We start from the raw sequence: 18765 nt of genomic DNA on the forward strand, positions 1-18765 counted from the left end.
GCCACCATTAATCGACCCAAACAGAATAATCACGGTCTGTCACATAGACAGTAAAATTCGAAAACTCTTTTTCATCAATAATGACAGGCTTCTCAGCAGCCAGGAACTCACCAAACTCTTCCGTTCGGGCATGGGAAACCACATAGCATGTAGCACTGCCGCTGTCTTTGTAAGGCGGATACCATCTTGAGTCTGAGAGCCACTTAAGACCATGCATTGTACTAAAAGACTCCACCGGGCGCACCTTCACTTCTCCATAACTCATAACAGTCATGGGATTGGAATGATCAAAGGTAGAATATCCATACTCGTAGCCGGACTCCTTCATCCAATCCGTAATCTGCACATACTCAGAGTCTGCGGAACTGTCGCTTCGGATCAGTCCATCATAAAAGGCCACAGCAGAGTTTGCAGCATATGCAAGAACAACCACAGAAACGGCAATTGCCGGATTTGGTGCATATTTCACCATTGCAGCAACTCCATATGCCACTACAAACACCAACAGAACAAAATACCTCGGAGCCAGCTCTACTGTTGTAAAGGTCCCGGATAAAAGAACTACAACAATGCCGAGTATCATAGGAAATACTGCAAGCATTCCCTTGTCGGAAACAGACTTTTTAAATGCGATGACAAATCCGGCCACAGCTGTAATTACCAACAGGATAACCACAATCTCCCATCTGTTATATCCCAGGACACTGATAAATGACGGAAGTACTTCTCCGATAAACTTCTCGGGTGCATGCCTTATGTTTCTGGAAACTCCACTGGTAACTCCGAATTCAAATATCTTGCTGAAGACGTAGGATATTACTGCGATAATAAATACCCAAACAGTGATTACGTTATTAGCCTTCTGTTTCTTTATAACACTGATAAGTCGCCTTATTATCTCAACTCCAAGGAGCGGCAAATAGAAAAACATGCTGGCGTGTGTCCCTTGAATTCCATTAACTATTGCAAGCGGAATCGTAATGATGAATGTGAGTATTGTCACTTTGTTTGCCTTAAGTGCCCCGGCGTATAAGCCCAGCACCACGAACATTGAAATAAAGTGACCTACATAATATGACGCATATAAGAACAGCATTCTCTGAGTCTCATCTGCGGGCGATGAAAGCACCAACACCAAAAGAACTGCAACAAGATTTTCAAGAAGCCCAAATCCGATCTGTCTTCCAAAAAACAGCATGGACGCGATCATCATAAGCATCATAAGAGTGCAAGCAAGTCCCATAGCGGGAACCATGTTGTAGCCTGTAACAGGATATAAAAATGATGCCAGCATCGGAGCAGCAATGATCCTCCTGGCAGTAGACATATTCCAGGTATCAGGCTGCACATGATGATTATTGAACAGTTCATCAGCAAGTATTGTCTCAGATGCAATGTCTGCTTCCATATGGGCATTGTAATGCTTCATATTGGCATCGGCATAAACAAATATTACCCAGACTATGGCAGCCAGCATCGCTATCACAAGTGCACTATAAAGGATTTTATTCATGTTCTTCATTTTCATCACCAATCCTTTGTAAGCAACTCTTCAAAATCAAAGTTTTCTACAATCTGTCTCATCCTATCCAGTTCCTCTGCCATCTGCTCAGAGCTGTGAATCTGATGAGTACCGTCTGCGAAACATTCTACCATGTATCTGTTGATTTCAGGCTTGTAGTGTGAATAATCAGCGTAATTGTTCAGGTCTGTTACTTCATCAATATTCTGGAAGTAAAACAGATGAACATTATCATACTTAAGAAGCTCGTCCGCCACGTACTGATACTGAGCAAAGGCTGCCTCATAGAAATTCTCCTGCTGCAGATTGTGCCAGTACAGAATGCTATAGGGCGGGAAAAAGAAATAGAACTGAGTGTCAGGATTCTCACGTACAAACGGAAGTATATTTTCCTCAAGGTTTGCACTTGTTGTGGGAATAACATCCTCCACAGTTATAACCTGATCCGACTTCTCAGGTTCTTCATAGGTTCGCATAACATACTCAATGTTGTAAAACTCAGGAGTCCACCAGCTTGCATATATCTCTGACAGGTCAGAGCCCTTGCCCTGTATCACCGGTCGCAGGATATACTGGAACAACACGTCTTTGTTCAGGACATAGTTCACATCGTTGAAGACATTGTTGTCGTAGAGATACTCAGGAAGCGGATACTTAGTCTCCATGGTATCTGCTGTAATTGTCGGAATATCCATGGCAAAGAACACAGCACCCATGGGCTGCGTCTGCCTCGCGTGGTTGTTCTCATCAAAGACAATTGAGAGAATATTGTAATCATCCCTCGGGTAAGCGCCACTGTAGCTTAGCTTGGCAGTATCATAACCAAGAAGCTCCTTAAAATCATCCGTGTCAAAGTTGACAGTCATGGATGATCCGATAATGCATCCGTTATAGTCCATGTTCTGCGCCATTCCGGGATTCTGAGAAAGCTGATTGTCTACAACGTAAGGAAAGCCATCAAGTGGTGTATGGTAGTGGAAGAACGGGTCCACATAGATAACCAGGGCTGACACCAATAGGAGCATGGCTAAAACCATTGCTATAAGAGCAATGAACAGCTTGCGATAATGCCCATTACTTTTATCTTTTGTCATATTTAGTTCATCGCTTTTTATCACGGTTGCCTTATCTGTTTCCATATCAATAATCCAATACAAATCAGAAGTTCATATACAGGAATGTACTTACTCCTGCAAAGCTCAGTATGCACCATACCAAAAGTACTGCAGTAACAATAGTTGTTCTTACGCCAATCTTGGCTTTACCTGCGATAGTATACGCATTTTGCATGAAGAATATCATCACCACTGAGACGATTATAAAGAGCCACAGGCATATATCCCATGCAAAGTTCAGTTTCATAATCGGTGTAACCTTGATCACGTACCAGATCTCATCAAGCTGGAAGCAGGATGAAAGGTGAGTATTGATCCTCCTGTGTCCGCCTATAAACATACGCATGATCAGGGTTATTGCATCAGAGATAGTTGCTGCTCTGAAGAACACCCAGGCGAGAGTTACATAAATGAATGTGAAAAGAACTTTAAAAGGTTTCAGAATGCTGCTCTGTCGTTTTGCCTTATCTCCTGTTACAGCTCTTGTTATCACATATAAAACGCCATGCATCGCACCCCAGACTATAAAATTAAGGCCATTACCATGCCACAATCCGCTAAGCAGAAATACGATCATGAGGTTAAGATACAATCTTGCAGTGCCCTTGCGATTTCCACCGAGCGGTATATAGACATACTTGGTAAAAAACTTAGTCAGCGTTATGTGCCATCTCTTCCAGAAATCAATGATATTCACTGCCTTGTACGGAGAATTAAAGTTCATCGGCAGCTCAAATCCCATCATCATGCATACTGCAGATGCCATGTCGCAGTATCCGCTAAAATCAAAGTAAAGCTGGAACGAGTAGAAAACTGCCACAAGTATAGCTTCCAGACTTCCAAGTCCTGCCACATTCTCATATCCAAAATTCACTGCCTGTCCAAATGTATCCGCAAGGATTACTTTCTTGAACAGTCCCATGGATAATAAGAATAGAGCCCGCATTATCATTTCCCAGTCAACACTACAAGAGTTCTTTTTTACATTTCCATCATGCTGCTCACCGGTTATGCCGATTGCATTCTCAATGCACTTTGTAAATTCTCCATATCCCATAAGCGGTCCCTGAAGAAGCTTAGGGAAAAACAGGATATAAGCCAGATAATCTGCAAGCTTAAACTCTTTAATCTCTCCTCTATTCAAGTCAACCTGATATGAAATCTGATTGAAGGTGTAGAAACTAACTGCTATCGGGAAGAACACACCATTGAATTTAAAAAACAGCAACGCCACTAAGTTTATTATCACTGCAGCCCATTGACTAACACGGACCTTCGCCAGCACCGCATTAACCACAATACTTCCAACTAGCACCAGCAGATTCCTCACCCCAAAAGGGGCATAAAAAACCAGAGATGCAACGACAATAAGCCACTTGCATGCATCCCTGTACTTCGAATCACTATTAGCCATTTCCCTGAGCTTATAAAAAGCAATCAAGAAAACCGGCAAAAAAACTAAAATGAAAATGTATGAATTAAAAAGCATCTACGTACCTTTTCTCTCCACCCAAAATCAATACAATATCACCGCATAAAACAGCACAATATAAATCGGAACGCACAATCCGTACAGCACGATAAGAACTCTTCTGTCAAGGATCTTAGTAGCCCCTGCAATGCGCTTCTCATTCTCCTCAGAGAACGTGATCCACAAGAGCAGCAGAACAGCTGCTACGCAGACTCCATTTATAGCAGACGCAAGGTCATGCAGGGATGGTGCCTTCTCAATAATCTTGGTAACGAGCGGATCTGACTGCTGATACTTGTCAGAGCCAAACGCCTTGCACAGCGCCACAATAGCCTTGTTATCCTGTGTATACCTTGTATTCATATGCATTGGAGAATCAATTCCCAGTGCAAAGAACCTGAGGTACGACAGCACCGTCATCAGCAGCAGCTTCATATCAAGCGTTGTATCAGCGCCACTACCGGCATTAGTTCCTGCCTTTGCGCCACCGGCATTACAGCACATCAGAATCGCAACAAACGGAACATACAAAAGCGATCTGTAGAACAGGTTATCATTAAAGAAGCTCATGTAAACCATCATAAGTGATGATATCCAGATCATCCTCTTGTCATCCATATCCGGCTTAGTAACATAGGACAGGAAGCAAACTACCACAAACACTATAACCATGAGCGATGCCTTACCGCTTATGATCGGAATCTGAATATAATCAAAAGTCCTTGCAAGCTGATCATTCATAGTGCTTGATGTCGATTTCTGTTCAAATCCCGAAGAAACCACCGCCCAGAGAAGCGTAGGAATAAACATGACTACAGCATCAGCCAAAACTCTCAGTACGTTCTTCTGCTTAATAAGTAGCATTGGCAGTATCGCAATGATTATCATCGGGCAAAGAGTCACTGCATACATCGACAGAAGAACAAAAGCCATCATCTTATCCCTGAGCAGGAAATCAAGAGCCAATACCATTGCACACAGATAGATAACTTCATCCTGCCCGGAATATCCGGCGCTCAGCATCACTTCAGATGATGCCAGAACAATAAAGCCTGCCAGCACACCATTGTAATCACTTCCCGAGACACGCTTTGTAATTCGATAGCAGAAGTATGCCATCAGTACGATCGTCAGGAACAAAAGAGCTTTGTACCAATATACACAGCCTATAGTTCCGACATTCATATTTCCATTAAAATAATGAGTAAGCCAAAGTGGCAGACACCATATTGACTGCAGGATATACATAAAGGGTGACGTCATACCTTCCTGTGTCATATCAGAGTGTATAGGCGCTGCCCCTCTCGTGTTCATGGCCTTGTCCAGATAAAAATCCTGCCATCTTCCCTCAACCAGCAGATCCCAGTTGTTGACAGACCATGCTGTGATTGTCTGGCCATCGATATAATTGAAAGACCAGAAAAAGAAAAAAGCACCGATGAGTGTAATTATCGTCGCAAATATAAACAGCTTCCGGTCTTCAACATAGGTTTTCTTAAAAATATTCTTCATCAGCATTTTACTCTCTTAGCTTTATTCATAACTTCGTCTACCAAAGACGCATGTCTTACAAGCTCACTTTTAGCTTCAGCCCTAGCATCTTTGTTTTCAACAAGATAAATAAACCTGTCAAGAATCGCCCCAAACTGATCAAAGGGCTCTATCTCAATAGAACTTGCCGTTCCTTTTTCAACAAGCGAAAGGACCACCTTAAAATCATCAGGAGCAGTAAAGGCTCTTGATGAACTAATCATACCGGTAGATCCGAAGATCTCAATCTCACATTTATAGTTGTTGTCCATTCCAAAGGAAAGCTGCGCAGTTCTGCCATCTGCAGTCTCAAAGGTCGCATCTCCGTAAATGTCCACACCGTAAGTATCACTGTCATGAAGAACTGCCCTCTGCAAGAACAGCTCATTATCGAGCACGGCCTCGGCAGCCCTGATCACATAGCCCCCGCAATCCAGAAGCGCTCCTCCGCCATACTCTTTGTTGTATCTGAAATCATCAGCCGTCCTGAAGGGGAAAGAAAACATGGCTCTCATCAGCCTGAAATCACCTATTCTCCCATCCTGAAGAATTTTCTTCATAGTGGTAAACTGGGGATGAATTACAAACCCGTAGTTTTCATAGAAAGCTAAATCGTTGGCAAGAGCAATATCTGCAATTTCACCTGTTGTATCAGCACTGAGAGTAAATGGCTTCTCCACAAGAATATGCTTGCCATAGCTCAGCGCTTTCCTGCTCCACTTATCATGAAGAGACGGCGGAAGCGGAATATAGACTGCATCCACCGAATCATCCTTAAGAAGCTCCTCATAGCCCTCATAGACTTTCCCGCCAAACTTCTCTGTAAATGTGGCAGCTTTCTCGAGCTTAGCAGCCTTAAAAGCCTCATCATCATCAACCGGTTCAGTCCACTCAGACGGCGCTGCAACAGCGACACCAACAAACTCCAGCTTATCGTTCTTAAGAATAGCCGGAATCATTCTCCTGAATGCAATATTTGCTGTTCCTAGTACTCCAATCCTCATCATGTTAAATCTCCAAAAACGAAAGCATATTTCTCAGCTGAATATTGAGAACGTTGTTGATCTGCATCATGATATTCAGTGTGCCATAGTCACTCCATACATAACCGGCAGGCAGCTCCTTAAGCTCATCCTTAGAAATCTCAATAATGACATTCCTGTTCTGTTCCTGATAGAAACGTCCACCCTCTTCCGACAAAATGGCATCGGTGAGTATACCCTCTCCGGCATTAAGCTTATTCCAGAAAAGCCTTGTGACCTCATCATCCGCGGTCCCCAAGTGATCCTGCTGAATGGTAGGTCCTATCTCAATAAAGTCCCTGCATCCCACCTCGGCTCTAGGCTTAACAAGGAACTTGACCATTCCGTCAAAATTGCAGCAGATGAGCCCAATAGTGCCCATTCCGCGTGATGCGATAAGAGGCTGATTCCAGCTGGTAACTTCACGCCCCTCTATCATTACATTGCAGTAGATAACTTCAAAGGCGTAATCATCAATAGGAAACACGCCGTTATCCCTTATCTCCCACCTCTCAAGGTCTCTAAGCGGAAGAAGTCTTACCCTGTTCTGTGTAAACATCTTGTAGTTGTTCATGGCGTTGTAGAGACTGATTATAGTCTTTCTGTTAAGCTCGGTAACAGAGCTCTTGTACGCAAGATTCTGCGCAAACGGAAGATCCTTCTCATCTTCAAGAAGCACAAACGGGATACAGGAGATCACAGTCCTGGTATCCATGTTGACCAGATTGTCATAGTGCATCAGCGCCTTTATCTGGGATAATGTGAGCCATCTGAAATTCTTCTTTTCCTCTAGCTCTTCATCAGACATGATGATGACATTTCGATTTCTCTTACCCAGAAACCTTGATGACTGCTCCGACTGAATCTGATCCACCAGAATAGATTCAGGCTTCATGTTCATGAAATATGGCAGATAATCCGGCACTCTTCCGCCGTGCCTGGCCTCAAAATTAGACTTGGTAGCCTGAATAGTAGGAGATACCTGTACCACATTTACATTGCCGGGTTCAATCTTGGCCTGCATCAGATAATGCCAGACACCGCCAATCTTGCAGGCAATAATGCCTAAAAAACCGATCTCGTTCTGAATGATGATAGGTTGCTGCAGAGTTTCCCCGTCACCTGCCATCTCAATTCCGGATATCTGAAAGAATGATCTGTCCTTATTTCTTATCTCTCCGGATTCATCATCGTAGAACCATGGAGTGCAGTCCTGAAGGCAAATCTTATCAAGCCTGACCCTGGTACTGTCCTTGATGGAATCAATCCAGCTCAGTATTTCATCCAGCGTGTGTTTGGAATATTCATTTTTCTCAGAAATATCCGCCTTAGTCATTTAATGCCTTTTTGTATTCCTCGTAGTCGTCGTAGGTTTCATTGCCGGGTTCAAAGGGTCTGTCGCAGAGTGCCATCATTACACAGTCAGGGCTGAAATTTCTCATCTGCCTCCAGAGCATCTTTTCTATGAAAAGACCTTTCGAAGGAGTATCCATTTTGAAGACCTCCTGAGATGTTCCGTTGTCCACCACAACCTCGCAGGAGCCGGCTACAGGGATCAGTATAAGCCTTGTCTTCTTGGTTGCATGGTTACCTCTCGTAGCACCCTCAGCTACATCCCTTACCCAGAACACCCTCTTGATATCAAAGGGGACTCTGTTGTCTACTTCAGTAACATACAGTGTTCCATCAGGTTCAGTAACACTGTTTATATCAATAATCTTGCATCCTTCCATGATCAAACTCCGTCTATCAATATTTGTTAATGGTATCTATTACCTTATCAATCTCTTCTTCACTCATAACATCCATCATAGGAAGAGTAACGATTGAGTCGCAGATTGCCTCTGTAATCGGGAACATGCCTCTCTTGTAACCATACTTATCAACCATGCAAGGCTGAAGATAAGGCGGTACCTTCCAGGAAATATCAGTATTAACACCATTCTCCTTAAGAAACTCTCTGAATTCTGCCTGGTCATCTACTCTGATAATGAACTGATACCAGATGTGATTACATCCCTCTGCGATCTTGGGAAGTGTAACATTGGGATTGGTAATTCCCTTCAAATATCTGTCAGCGATATGATTTCTGTTGGCAATAAGCTCCGGCATATGTTTGAGCTTAATCCTGAGGAATCCTGCCTGCATCTCATCAAGTCTTGAATTAACACCAATCTCGATATTGTGGTATCTCACGTCACTACCGTAGTTTCTGAGGACCTTGACCTTGTCGATGATCTCCTTGTTTCTTGAAACAACTCCGCCACCATCTCCATATCCGCCAAGATTTTTTGTGGGATAGAAGCTGAAGAAACCAACATCTCCGAAGAGTCCTGAGTTATTTCCTTTGTATGAAGCAAAGTGAGACTGAGCACAGTCCTCAAACAGCATCAGGTTGTTGCGTTTACATATTTCCAGTACCTTGTCCATTCTGGTGCACTGTCCGTAAAGATGTGTCAGACAAACACCTCTTGTCTTGTCTGTAATAGCAGCCTCAATCCTGTCGGCATCCAGCTGAAAATACTCGTCGGGCTCAACGAACACAGGCTTACCGCCTGCCTGAATGATACCGAGCATAGTTGCTATGTAGCCGTTTGCCTGAACGATGATCTCATCGCCTTCCTTAATGCCTGCTGCCTCAAGTCCGAGCCTTATAGCGTTAAGTCCGTTGTCAACGCCAGCACAATAGCAGTCATCGCCAAGTGCAGCCGCGAATTCTTTTTCAAAAGAATCCACTTCCTTGCCAAGGACATACCATCCGCTTCGAAGCACCTCTATAGCCTTCGCTTCATATTCATCTTTGTAAAGATTGTATCCTCTTATAAGTTCATTTACAGGAATCATTTATCTACCTCACTCATGTCATTTCTAACCACTGTATCAATGATAAACGGCGGACGTCTTCTGGACTCAGCCAGGGTCCTCCATATATATTCTCCCAGGACAGCAAGCGTTATGAACATCAATCCAAAGCCGAAAAGAACAACGCACATGATCGATGCATAACCCAGTATCGGTGTACCCACTGTAAGCTTCTCCCAGATAACCATGATGATCCCAATTATGGATCCTATCGCAAACAGCACTCCAAGGGTTGCAATAAAATGTATCGGAAACGCAGTAAAGCTCATCATGGAATCAACAACAAGCTTAAGCTTCTTGCGCAGAGTCCATCTGGACTTACCGACCTCCCTGTCAAGCCTGTGATAATAAATCTTCTCGGTCTTAAAGCCTACCCACATGACCTGAAGAGTGAGGGAAGAGTTCTTTTCATCCATCAGCTCAAGGACTTTGATCACCTGCCTGTCTACCAGGTAGCAGTCACAACCGCCCTGCGGCATATCCTTGTTGATGGTCTTACGAACCAGCCAGTAATAGCAGCCTGCAAAGAACTTTTTAACAGGATTCTCATCCCTTGATTCTCTGATGGCAAGAACCACCTTGTTGCCTCTCTTCCAGCTCTCGTACATCTCAAGGATAAGATTTGAATCCTCCTGAAGATCTGCCTGCTTGGTCACTGCACAGTCACCTGTACACACAGAGAGTCCTGCCAAAAGAGCTGCGTGCTCACCAAAGTTCTTGGAGAGTCTTACACAGACGACATTCTCATCCATGGCTTTTATCTTGTTCATGACCTCCCAGGAGTTGTCCTCGGAGCCGTCATCAACAAATACAATCTCGTAATCTCCGATCTTCCCCAGTATCTTTTTCTTCATGTCCTGATACAAAAGCTCAAGGGTATCTGAGTTGTAATAAACCGGTACTACTATAGAAATCTTACTCAAAATCAAAGCCTCCAACTAGTAACTATTCCAAGATCATCCTGTAACTTCCGGATCCTCGTAAATATTGTAATTATCCACCGTCTTGATAAGCTTAAGACCGAGCGTGGCAAGATTCTTGTTGATCTTCCTGTCACTTGCCAGGATTATATATCTGCAGTTGGTCTTCCTGGTCGCATCCAGAAGCTCCTCAGCATCTATAACTTCAGCCTTCTCATAGGCCTCATATACCTCATTGTAGTAATCCCATTGGGTCACGATCATCTCACGGCCATAGGGCATAAGTATCTTAGTACTGTACTGACGCACAAAGTGTACCATCTCAGATGGGAACACAGCTCTTACACGGGCCTCTCCGTCTGCCGGAATGATGACATCACATACATCTATGACACTCTGCGGAATGTGATAGAGGTTCTCAGCCTTTGACATGTACTGATTCACATAAACAAGTGATCCGCTGAGGACCACTACGGCCAGTGCTACAACAAGAGCCACTCTCTGCCAGAGCTTCCTTCCAAATCCTGTCACAAGCCTGCAAAGCGCATAACCAATAGTCATATACATGGGCACCAGCCACAGCACACGGTAATATGTATCAGTCCCCTCGTCAAACATGGCAACATAGACCATCTTGGTAACAGGGAAAAGAAATCCCGCCAGAATAACAAGTGGCAGAATCCCAATAAGTATTTTCTTTTTCCAATCCTTCTCACAGATGACAATATAAAGCGCTGATGCCACCAGAAGGATTGCCAGTAGCGGATTTCCGAAAAAGAGCTTTAAGGAAACCCAGCATTCCATAAATATTCCGTACATAAATCACTCCGTTATCATCCAAATAAAGAGAAATAAATTCCCAAATAGATCAAATTAGGTATAATACACAAAAACGCTCCAACAAGTACTGTCCATCTCTTTGAAAAAATTAGCAGCACCAGTGTTAACAAGCCAATCAGTGCACTTCCAAAGATGACTCCCAAAGATGTGCAAACTCCGGAGAGCATGTTGATAAGCCCAAGCATGATCCAGCCACTTCTTAAACTCACCCTCTCGGGAGATTTAAGATCTTCAAACATCCACAAAAACATCCATATGATCATGGGGAACACGAGATTTGCAACAAGTGCCTTGCCCTGCCAGGTTCTCATCAGGAAAAAGGTAGCCGGAGTATAAATCGACACGTTTCCAAACATAAGCAGGAACGACACAATGATCATAAATACAGGTATAACCTGTTGTCTGCTCCTGAACAGAATCCTTCCGATCTCAACGTAAACAAGATAAACCAGTGGAATCACAAACAGCGGAATAACCGAATGTGCCACGATTGTCGCATGAATACCGCTCATCTTGGCAATAAACGCATCCCACATGGTTATAACAGCAAGCGCGTGCCTGATATCCAGTGAAGTAGAAGTTCCTGTATAGGGCAGAATGGTATTCATAACATCCACTTCCTGAGCCAGAAGTGATTCCACCACAAAGTAGGAATCATCACCGTCAAAGCTGGCCATCACAACACTCATGACCATCTGAAAGACCATAATGGCAATGAAGATTCCCCAGTAAATCCTGCTCTCAGGTGAATAATGAGCTTTATAGGATTCAAGGTCTGATCTGGGATTCATAAGCGTGTACACATCTGCATGTGCCTCGCCCGGAAAAAGAGATAGCAGCTCCCACCGGTTTGCCCTAAGCACCTTGATAGCTCTTACCACACCAAGCACTGCTAGTACTGCAATCGCCGCAATAAAGCTCCGTCTGCAGTACGTAAAGGCGCTGTACACTGCATGCGTCATAGCTCCGATAGCAGCAATCTCAAAGACAGCCATATATATCAGGTATCCCAGAATAAAGGTAATACCTACAGTTCGCCTCATCTCAGGCAATATAAAATTAAACAATACCCCCACCATGAAGGGCACAACAAGCAGCCACAGTATCAGCTGCAGGATTGAAAGAACAATTGTCATCTGATCTTCCCCAATAAACCTTTAATCTGCCATCATAAGCTTTAAATGTTCGCGAAGAATGTTGATACCTGTAAGGTTCTCACCACCGCGAGGGATAATAATATCCGCATACTTCTTGCTCGGCTCAACAAACTGCTCGTGCATGGGCTTAACAGTCTCCCTGTACTGGACAAGAATAGATTCAATGCTCCTTGCACGCTCTACCATGTCACGTCTGATCCTGCGCATGAGTCTCTCATCCGCATCAGTATCAACAAAAACCTTGATATCCATAAGGTCTCGAAGTTCCTTGCTCTCAAGGATAAGGATTCCCTCAAGAATGATAACCTTCTTGGGAACCACATGTACTGTGGCATCAGACCTGTTATGGATTGTGTAATCATAGACAGGCATATCAATTTCCTGATTGTTCTTGAGCTTCTTGACATCCTCGATCATAAGATCCGTATCAAAAGACTCCGGATGATCATAGTTAAGCCTGCTCCTGTCCTCATAGGAGAGGTCATCATGAGCCTTGTAGTAAGAATCATGATTGATGACTACAATATCATCGCCAAAGGTCTCCTTGATCTTCCTGACGATTGTGGTCTTGCCCGAAGCTGTTCCACCTGCAATTCCTACTATACAAATCTTATCACTCATTTCTATGCCTCCTTAGCTCTATACAAGACAGAAGGCGGCGAAAACGCCGCCCACTTATTTTAGTCGATTTCAACCTCATCATCTTCTTCCGACTTGGATTCATCGGTTTCATGATACTCTTCCTCAGTGTTGACACTCCAGATGTTGGTCCTGTCAGTTACACCGCCCAGGATGTTCTTAACAGTCTCAAAGGATGTGCACATTGAGTGGTCGATATTGTTATATCTGTGCTGGCCGTTACGTCCTACACAGTAGAGATTATCAATAGTATTGAGATAATCAATGAGCTTGTCCATCTCATCATAGGTATCAAAGTAAGCAGGATAAGCCTTCTTAACCTTCTCCATATGATAATCGATAACTTCACCTGCATTGTTGATAAGACCAAGTGAAACCATCTCACCGATTGCCATCTTGGCAAACTCGTCCTCAGTCATGGTCCACATTGAATCGCCCTCAAAGCAGAAGTACTCAAGTCCAACCCATACTGTGTGCTCAAGGTCCTTAACAAGATAAGGTGACCAGTTATTGTAGATCTGGAAACGTCCCATCTTGACTGATCTCTCCTGAACATATACCCAGTTATCGGGAACGATGTTTCCAATAGTCTTGATATTAGTCTTGTTCTCCAGATTGAGCTTCGGAACAAGAACTCCGAGAGTCATGTAATCACGATACGGAAGTCCGGCTGCAATCCTTGCAGGATCTGCAGGAACATCATTCATGCCGGCTACCAGATCCTTAACAGGCATTGAACTGATAACTACATCACCGTCAACATCAACTTCCTGTCCGTTCTGAAGATAGGTAACACCTGTGATATGGTTGCCATCCTTGCGGATCTTAACAACCTTGGCATTCATGATGATAGTTCCGCCCAGCTTCTGAATCTCTTCTGCAGTTACATCCCAGAGCTGTCCGGGACCAAGCTTAGGATATTTGAACTCTTCAATGAGTGATGTGTTAACCTTACGGTTCTTGACCTTAAATACTCTGCCAAGATAATCTCTGATGATCCCAAAAATAGATAAGCCCTTGGTTCTCTGCTTGCCCCAGGAAGCATCAATCTCTGAAGGATGTCTGCCCCAAAGGTTCTCTGTGTAATACTCAAAGAACATGGAGTATAACTTCTTACCGAAATTGTTGATATAGAGGTTCTCAAGATTATCCTCAGGTCTCTTGTGGAATACGGATCCCATGTAAGAGAATCCAACCTTAAGGGTTGTCAGAAAACCGAAGTTCTTGAAAGTCTCGGGTTTAAGAGATATAGGATAGTCATAAAACTTGGAATCAAAGAGAATACGGGATACGCGGTGTCTCTTGAGCATAACCCTGTCTTCCTTCTCAGGATCCGGTCCGCCCTGATTCATCTGTATCTCGGTTCCGAGAATCTTGTAGTCGTAGGCATCCGATCCCTGCTGAGGGAGCATGTTCTCCCACCACTCATTAACTTCGGGAACCTTGGAAAAGAATCTGTGGCCACCCATATCCATTCTGTTGCCCTTATACTCAACAGTTCTGGAAATACCACCAAACTTCTCAGTCTCTTCAAATACTACAACTTCATAATCCTTGGAATTCTTAAGGAGCTCATAAGCAGCTGTAAGTCCTGCAGGACCCGCTCCAATGATAAGTGCTTTTTTCATACTATTAGCCTTCCTAAACGAATATTTGCATAGATATAAGAATTATAACCTAATGGCGCAAGGTCTTCAACTTTAATTAATATGTGCAATTCAGTATTCAGATATGCGACTGCGCAATATCGGTATAACGTTAATTTCTTAAGACTTTCTTAAGATTAACGGCAGAAATTCTTAAGATTGGCCCAAAGGGGTTTTCAAACAAAAAAACATGGTGATAGAATAGCTTTGGTAAAAACAAGGAGGAAGAAATGAAAAAAAATACCAAGATTTTACTTTCGTCTATTATGACTTTAAGTCTGTTCCTAAGCGGATGTTCCCTCAATAAGGATAATCTCCTGGAGCCGACCGAATACTTATCCGATACACCTACTGAGGTAAGCCTTGAGAACAATGATGCTGCAGCCGACGGCCAGTCAATCGTGGTTGTAGAGAATCTCTTTGAACCTATACTTGACGCTCTTGAGAATGATACTGCAAAAGATAATCCTTCTGCAGAAGCCTCACAGGAGGAATCGAAACCCGAAGAGAACACAGCAGAAGAAAACACTGAACCCGTTGACAAGGTGAACATAGTGTTCTTCGGAGACAGCCAGATAGCCAACGGCAGAGATGACGGTTCAGACATTCCGACCATCATGTCTACAAGGATTCCCAACAGTGTTGTTTATAATTTTGCCATCGGTGGAAGTACTGCAACATTGGAATCGTCCACTTCTTCATACGACCCTGCCACTACACATTCCACTAACTTCCTGGGATTGGTAAACGCCTTTGCCGGTATCGCAGACAGAAATGAAACACTTTCAGAGCTCCCGGGCATGCTTAACAACATGAACAGCATTGCTCCTGCTGATGTAGACTATTACTTCATTGAATACGGAGCGAATGATTTCTTTAACAACATGGGACTTGATTGTGATGCTTACCAGACAAGAGATGTTCAGGCTCACTATTTTTATAACGCGCTTAACATGGGAATCAATACTCTTAAAGAGATTAGTCCAAACGCCACTTTTGTCCTCATGACCCCGTTCTATGGAATCTATGTTGCTGATGACGGTACATACATCGGTGATTCATACATAGTAAGTAATGGTGTCGGAACACTGTCTGACTATGCCAAAAAGGTAGGAAATGTTTCAGAAGATCAGGGCACCTGGCTATTTGACGGAATGTTCATGACTAAACACGACCTTTATCTTGATACAGCCGGTGAATACCTGATGGATAACCTTCATCTGACTCTCAAGGGCAGACAGATAATGGCAAGGCTCCTTGCTCACATTGTTAATTTCCAGGAACAGAATGAGCCATACTGTTACCTTGATACAGACAAGATCAAGATAGCAGAGTTTGATCCCAATGAGTATTACAGATACGACGAAGGGCAGATGAAAGAGTACTATCCTGAATCCTGGGAGAAATATATAAAGGGAGTATTTCCTCTGGCACAGCCCTCGCAGGAAGCACTGGATGCATACAATGCCGAACAAAACGGCGGCTGAACCTCATAAGAACAACGAAAGCCCGACTCACCGAGTCGGGCTTTAAAATGTCATCATTTATTGTTTTCACTGTCTTTAGCAAGGTCTGTTTCCTTGTGTCTCTGCAGCATGTTGAGCTGCATCTCAAATTCTCTTCGATTGTTAATAGCTAATGTAGAAAGAATAACTCCGGCGAACATACTCTGAACCGCCGCCATCATAACAAAGCAGCATACAATCAGAGTCGGGAATCTCGGAACTGTATGAGATATCCAGAATTCCTGCAGAATCGGTATCATAAATATTATTGACACAAGTGCAAGAATAGCTGCGATAACACTAAAGAACCCAAAAGGCTTATAACTGCGATACAGCCTTGCGATCGTCTTAAGCACCTTAAAACCGTCAGCATAGGTGTTGAGCTTACTTACAGATCCCTCAGGTCTGTCTCTGTAATCAATGACCACATTGTCTATCTGCATGTTGTTATAAACTGCATGGATGGTCATCTCTGTTTCAATCTCAAATCCCTTACTGAGAACCGGGAAAGTCTTAACAAACTCATACGAGAATGCCCTGAATCCTGTCATAATGTCTCTGATGTTGCAGCCAAAGAGCTTGTTGATACTTCCACGAACCAGATTGTTGCCGAAGTTGTGGAACGGGCGCTTATTTTCCTGATAGTAGGTAGATGAAAGTCTGTCACCAACCACCATGTCAGAATTGTGATTAAGAACCAGATCCACCATCTCAGGCGCTGATTCCATTGGATATGTATCATCACCGTCAACCATGACATATACAAGCGCATCTATCTCACGGAACATACGTCTGATGACGTTGCCCTTGCCCTGCATGTATTCATTGCGGACTACAGCACCTGCCTCAGCTGCAATCTCAGCTGTCCTGTCCTTGGAATTGTTGTTATATACATAGATGGTAGCCTCAGGAAGTGCTGCCTTAGCATCCCTTACTACCTTCCCAATAGTCTTCTCTTCGTTATAGCATGGTATCAATACTGCTATCTTATCCACTATTCCCCCTCTTTTCTTATCAGTAATCTTACTTTCTCAAGTCCAACCGCTGCTGCCACAATATAAACCGGAACATAGATAAATACATATCTGGCCCTTGCTTCAAACAGCGACAGGAACAGGAATATTCCAATCAAAACAATCTTTATGAGAAGTTCCTTACCTGTAGATTTGAAAAATGAAAACCAGATTCCAAGGAAAAGAACTGCCATCCATATTCCCTGCAGAATTGTTGCAAACACAGGATACGCGCTACCTATATCCCAGAAAATCTCTTTGAATAAATGCGAGAACACAGAAACCCTGTCCTCCGTGTAACCACTGTAGAAATCGCCTTCTATACCATATCCAAAGGTTCCGTCATGGTAATTTACATATGTCTTTCTGGCCTCAAAACCAAAAACCCCAAATGGGAGCATCTTCTTAATACGTTCCTTGGCACCAGACAGACACCTGTCGTATCTCTCCTGATATGAAGATTCCATAGCAGCAAAATCAGAATCAGGGAAATTAAAAGTCCCCACCTCATCATCATTGAATCCCATCATCAGATAATGGGTAAAAGGACATCTCCCCTCAGGATCCAGCTCAATTCCGCAACCGGTATAAAAAGCGGTAAAGAGCCTTGCGCTGAGTAATACAGCCACAACGCCAACCGCCGCCTTTACCCCAAAGCGCACAATCACATTTCTGCTGTCCTCTGAGAGATTCTTAAAAAACATGAATATCTCTGTAACTACTATTCCTACAAACGTAATGAAAGCCGGAGCCTTAAGCCTGTACCCAAACATTCCAAGGAAACAGATGAGTGCTGTTATTGCAATTACAGCTACAAGACTCCTGTCTCCACTCTTTCCACGAAGATATATCCATATCATCAAAACCGGAAGAATCAATGCCATAGAATCAGTATAAATAACCGGTATCCACGGGGATGTGATCACCAGCATCAGATACATAACAAAACTCATGTTAGCTGCCACAACACTCTCCGGCATCAACATCTGAGTTATGTCATAAACCAAAGCTCCGGTAACAGCACTAAGCGCACACTGCACCAAAACCATCAGTACCAGTACAGTAAACTCTGTCTTGATTCCAACTGCGATAGCCACTTTGAAAAGAATATATTCCAAACAGTGAGCCATGATATTGTTCACATAAAACGAATAATATGGTTCAGGGGACTCAAGCACACCATTAAATGCAGCATTATATGCCTTATCCAATACCATGCCCGCATCCCAGCCTGTGGCAAAGAAATACGTGTAAGAAACAAGGAACTGAATCACGAAGACGGCCAGCACTATAATTCCAACGCGAAGCTTTCTGCCCTTTAGGATTTCGGTCAACAGGTATAAAACAGCAAGTGCTAAGGGCAAAAGCACAATGTTAGGCAACAGAAAACTCTTTCTGACCCAATCCGGGATCTGAAGTCCGGTACCAAATAAAGCAATCGCGCATATCCAGACCATCATCAGAAAGAACAATCCGCTAATGACTTTGTCTGCCAGTTTTGCTAATACCCCCATACGTCAGTA

Annotated in this window: 16 protein-coding genes; 1 reads left to right on the plus strand and 15 read right to left on the minus strand. The window is 43.4% G+C overall.

The window, feature by feature from the left end:
- Positions 1-7: 7 nt before the first annotated feature.
- The 13 genes from G590_RS0115430 to G590_RS0115490 form a co-directional block, all read right to left on the minus strand.
- Positions 8-1522: a hypothetical protein gene (locus tag G590_RS0115430; RefSeq protein WP_155828782.1), complete on the minus strand. Its 1515-nt coding sequence runs from the start codon at positions 1520-1522 to the stop codon at positions 8-10.
- A gap of 5 nt (positions 1523-1527) precedes the next feature.
- Complete coding sequence (locus tag G590_RS0115435) at positions 1528-2661, minus strand: hypothetical protein (RefSeq protein WP_051142170.1); 1134 nt, start codon at positions 2659-2661, stop codon at positions 1528-1530.
- Positions 2662-2680: 19 nt separating this feature from the next.
- Complete coding sequence (locus G590_RS0115440; protein WP_196802506.1) at positions 2681-4051, minus strand: MBOAT family O-acyltransferase; 1371 nt, start codon at positions 4049-4051, stop codon at positions 2681-2683.
- A 102-nt stretch (positions 4052-4153) separates the two neighbouring features.
- Complete coding sequence (locus G590_RS0115445; protein WP_155828783.1) at positions 4154-5620, minus strand: hypothetical protein; 1467 nt, start codon at positions 5618-5620, stop codon at positions 4154-4156.
- Positions 5620-6645 (minus strand): Gfo/Idh/MocA family protein, encoded by a 1026-nt coding sequence (locus G590_RS0115450; protein WP_022766562.1) that lies wholly within the window; start codon positions 6643-6645, stop codon positions 5620-5622. Before G590_RS0115450 ends, G590_RS0115445 begins: the two co-directional genes overlap by 1 nt.
- 1 nt (position 6646) lies before the next feature.
- On the minus strand, positions 6647-7996 hold the full coding sequence (locus G590_RS0115455) for an NDP-hexose 2,3-dehydratase family protein (RefSeq protein ID WP_022766563.1): 1350 nt from the start codon (positions 7994-7996) through the stop codon (positions 6647-6649).
- Positions 7989-8393, minus strand: a complete 405-nt coding sequence (locus G590_RS19860) for a sugar 3,4-ketoisomerase (RefSeq protein WP_022766564.1) — start codon at positions 8391-8393, stop codon at positions 7989-7991. Before G590_RS19860 ends, G590_RS0115455 begins: the two co-directional genes overlap by 8 nt.
- A 16-nt stretch (positions 8394-8409) precedes the next feature.
- Positions 8410-9504 carry a DegT/DnrJ/EryC1/StrS family aminotransferase gene (locus G590_RS0115465; RefSeq protein ID WP_022766565.1) on the minus strand — a complete coding sequence of 365 codons (1095 nt, stop codon included), beginning with the start codon at positions 9502-9504 and terminating at the stop codon, positions 8410-8412.
- Positions 9501-10445 (minus strand): glycosyltransferase family 2 protein, encoded by a 945-nt coding sequence (locus G590_RS0115470; protein WP_022766566.1) that lies wholly within the window; start codon positions 10443-10445, stop codon positions 9501-9503. The genes G590_RS0115465 and G590_RS0115470 overlap by 4 nt, the downstream gene beginning before the upstream one ends.
- Positions 10446-10478: 33 nt before the next feature.
- The gene (locus tag G590_RS0115475) at positions 10479-11261 is read right to left on the minus strand and encodes a hypothetical protein (protein ID WP_022766567.1); all 783 of its coding nucleotides are present in this window, start codon (positions 11259-11261) and stop codon (positions 10479-10481) included.
- 14 nt (positions 11262-11275) lie between these two features.
- A complete protein-coding gene (locus G590_RS0115480; protein ID WP_022766568.1) occupies positions 11276-12418 on the minus strand; it encodes a DUF6077 domain-containing protein in 1143 nt (380 codons plus the stop codon).
- A 21-nt stretch (positions 12419-12439) separates the two neighbouring features.
- Positions 12440-13060 carry a uridine kinase gene (udk, locus tag G590_RS0115485; RefSeq protein WP_022766569.1) on the minus strand — a complete coding sequence of 207 codons (621 nt, stop codon included), beginning with the start codon at positions 13058-13060 and terminating at the stop codon, positions 12440-12442.
- 59 nt (positions 13061-13119) lie between these two features.
- Positions 13120-14706, minus strand: coding sequence for an NAD(P)/FAD-dependent oxidoreductase (locus G590_RS0115490; protein ID WP_022766570.1), 1587 nt, complete (start codon positions 14704-14706; stop codon positions 13120-13122).
- A gap of 248 nt (positions 14707-14954) precedes the next feature.
- On the opposite strand from G590_RS0115490, the gene G590_RS0115495 reads away from it, so the two are divergent.
- Entirely contained in the window at positions 14955-16211 is a 1257-nt protein-coding gene (locus G590_RS0115495) for an SGNH/GDSL hydrolase family protein (RefSeq protein ID WP_022766571.1), read from the plus strand.
- A 53-nt stretch (positions 16212-16264) separates the two neighbouring features.
- On the opposite strand, the gene G590_RS0115500 is transcribed toward G590_RS0115495, so the two are convergent.
- Positions 16265-17224 carry a glycosyltransferase family 2 protein gene (locus G590_RS0115500; RefSeq protein WP_022766572.1) on the minus strand — a complete coding sequence of 320 codons (960 nt, stop codon included), beginning with the start codon at positions 17222-17224 and terminating at the stop codon, positions 16265-16267.
- Positions 17224-18756: a hypothetical protein gene (locus G590_RS0115505; protein WP_022766573.1), complete on the minus strand. Its 1533-nt coding sequence runs from the start codon at positions 18754-18756 to the stop codon at positions 17224-17226. The genes G590_RS0115500 and G590_RS0115505 overlap by 1 nt, the downstream gene beginning before the upstream one ends.
- Positions 18757-18765: the final 9 nt, after the last annotated feature.

The sequence above is a fragment of the Butyrivibrio sp. XPD2006 genome, assembly GCF_000420865.1.
Taxonomy (GTDB): Bacteria; Bacillota; Clostridia; order Lachnospirales; family Lachnospiraceae; genus Butyrivibrio.

Excerpts from the sequence above, each read along its gene's own strand:
- G590_RS0115430 (WP_155828782.1), bottom strand. The coding sequence starts at position 1,522 with ATGAAGAACATGAATAAAATCCTTTATAGTGCACTTGTGATAGCGATG.
- G590_RS0115435 (WP_051142170.1), bottom strand. The coding sequence starts at position 2,661 with ATGGAAACAGATAAGGCAACCGTGATAAAAAGCGATGAACTAAATATG.
- G590_RS0115440 (WP_196802506.1), bottom strand. The coding sequence starts at position 4,051 with ATGGCTAATAGTGATTCGAAGTACAGGGATGCATGCAAGTGGCTTATT.
- G590_RS0115445 (WP_155828783.1), bottom strand. The coding sequence starts at position 5,620 with ATGAAGAATATTTTTAAGAAAACCTATGTTGAAGACCGGAAGCTGTTT.
- G590_RS0115450 (WP_022766562.1), bottom strand. The coding sequence starts at position 6,645 with ATGATGAGGATTGGAGTACTAGGAACAGCAAATATTGCATTCAGGAGA.
- G590_RS0115455 (WP_022766563.1), bottom strand. The coding sequence starts at position 7,996 with ATGACTAAGGCGGATATTTCTGAGAAAAATGAATATTCCAAACACACG.
- G590_RS19860 (WP_022766564.1), bottom strand. The coding sequence starts at position 8,393 with ATGGAAGGATGCAAGATTATTGATATAAACAGTGTTACTGAACCTGAT.
- G590_RS0115465 (WP_022766565.1), bottom strand. The coding sequence starts at position 9,504 with ATGATTCCTGTAAATGAACTTATAAGAGGATACAATCTTTACAAAGAT.
- G590_RS0115475 (WP_022766567.1), bottom strand. The coding sequence starts at position 11,261 with ATGTACGGAATATTTATGGAATGCTGGGTTTCCTTAAAGCTCTTTTTC.
- G590_RS0115480 (WP_022766568.1), bottom strand. The coding sequence starts at position 12,418 with ATGACAATTGTTCTTTCAATCCTGCAGCTGATACTGTGGCTGCTTGTT.
- udk (WP_022766569.1), bottom strand. The coding sequence starts at position 13,060 with ATGAGTGATAAGATTTGTATAGTAGGAATTGCAGGTGGAACAGCTTCG.
- G590_RS0115490 (WP_022766570.1), bottom strand. The coding sequence starts at position 14,706 with ATGAAAAAAGCACTTATCATTGGAGCGGGTCCTGCAGGACTTACAGCT.
- G590_RS0115495 (WP_022766571.1), top strand. The coding sequence starts at position 14,955 with ATGAAAAAAAATACCAAGATTTTACTTTCGTCTATTATGACTTTAAGT.
- G590_RS0115505 (WP_022766573.1), bottom strand. The coding sequence starts at position 18,756 with ATGGGGGTATTAGCAAAACTGGCAGACAAAGTCATTAGCGGATTGTTC.